Below are 1,346 nucleotides of genomic sequence, written 5' to 3' on the forward strand. Positions count from 1 at the left end.
TAGATAAGTGACAAAGGAGCCGTGTTTACAGCCCCAGAAATCACCTTAAAAAAGGACTATGAGGACATTATGACACCAGAAGAAAGACTAAATCAGGTAGAAGCTTTGCTGCAAACATCTGCTCGTTACATTGTTCGACACGATGAAGCGATTGCCCGTCATGATGAAGCCGTTGCCCGTCATGATGAAGCCGTTGCCCGTCATGATGAAGCCGTTGCCCGCAATGAAGAGTTAGCGGCTCGACTAAATACCCAGATGTTGCAATTGGTGGAGCTGTTTACTGAACTCTCAGCTTATATGCGTCAAAGCGATGAACGGAGCCGACGCAATCAAGAAGAAATCCAACGAATTTGGGAATACTTGAGAGGTCAACAAAACAACGGGCGCGCTGATCACAACGAATAACTTTTACCTACAACAAGAACGTTACAGCAGCCTCTATATGGGGCTGTTTTCTTTTATGCACACCAATCGAAACAAAATACAAGCTTATATTGATGATGGATTGTTATCTAATTTGAAAGATTACGCCGCAATTCACCAATTGTCTTTAAGTCAAGCCACAGAGCAAATATTAAGAGATCGTTTCTCCCAAGTTCCTATCAAGGTTGAAACCTTGACTAGAGAAGAGGTTCAAAAAATGATCGATGAGTCTATGGCTTTACACTTTAGTGACTCAGTAAGTGACTCAGTAAGTGACTCAGTAAGTGACTCAGTAAGTGACTCAGTAAGTGACTCAGTAAGTGACTCAGTAAGTGACTCAGTACTAACAGTGGAAGATTCTATTGAACGGATAAGAGAATTAGCTTACTCGAATACATTCGCCATCTCGCGTCGAGATCGAATCAGTTACAAGCAGATAGCTGAAAAGATGATCGGGGGGAGATATCCATTACCAAAATGCTTTAAGGAATGGACTGCTGAGGTCGTCGGTGAAATTATCCGAAAAAAGGGAAGACTATAATTAACGAACCTTCTTAATTAAACCGTCACATTCTCCTCAGTGGCGGTTTTTTCTTATGTTTTGGGAAAACTAAATGAGTAATGTTAAGAAGGTTTCTTATGAATTTATCTAGTAATCGCTTTGTTCAAAGTTTAGGGATTGCTACATTAGCTTATGTTGTACTTCAGCTTCTGGCTGTAAGCCTAAATTCAATCGCCAAAATCGTTGAATCTTTCTGCCAGTGGTACAGACATATAGCTATGCCTAATGCCTTACTTCTTGCTGGTGCTACAGGGATATGTTATCTGTTTTTGTCTGCTGTTTTGAACAGCCGTAGTTCGGATTAGTCTGATAAAGTCAGGTGGGTTTATTAATCCCACCTGTTCATCTAACCAAAATTACG

The 1,346-nt window shown here is 40.8% G+C and carries 2 protein-coding genes; both read left to right on the top strand.

Translation table 11 applies throughout. The annotated features are described in order from the left end of the window. The first annotated feature begins 69 nt into the window (after positions 1-69). On the top strand, positions 70-405 hold the full coding sequence (locus C7H19_RS25170; RefSeq protein WP_106459630.1) for a hypothetical protein: 336 nt from the start codon (positions 70-72) through the stop codon (positions 403-405). A 55-nt stretch (positions 406-460) separates the two neighbouring features. Beyond that, a complete protein-coding gene (locus C7H19_RS25175) occupies positions 461-964 on the top strand; it encodes a hypothetical protein (protein WP_146136605.1) in 504 nt (167 codons plus the stop codon). The last annotated feature ends 382 nt before the right edge of the window (positions 965-1,346 follow it).

It is taken from the genome of Aphanothece hegewaldii CCALA 016, from assembly GCF_003007785.1.
Classification (GTDB): domain Bacteria; phylum Cyanobacteriota; class Cyanobacteriia; order Cyanobacteriales; family Microcystaceae; genus Chroococcus; species Chroococcus hegewaldii.

Coding starts and splice junctions, on each gene's coding strand:
- C7H19_RS25170 (WP_106459630.1), top strand. CDS start 70: ATGACACCAGAAGAAAGACTAAATCAGGTAGAAGCTTTGCTGCAAACA.
- C7H19_RS25175 (WP_146136605.1), top strand. CDS start 461: ATGCACACCAATCGAAACAAAATACAAGCTTATATTGATGATGGATTG.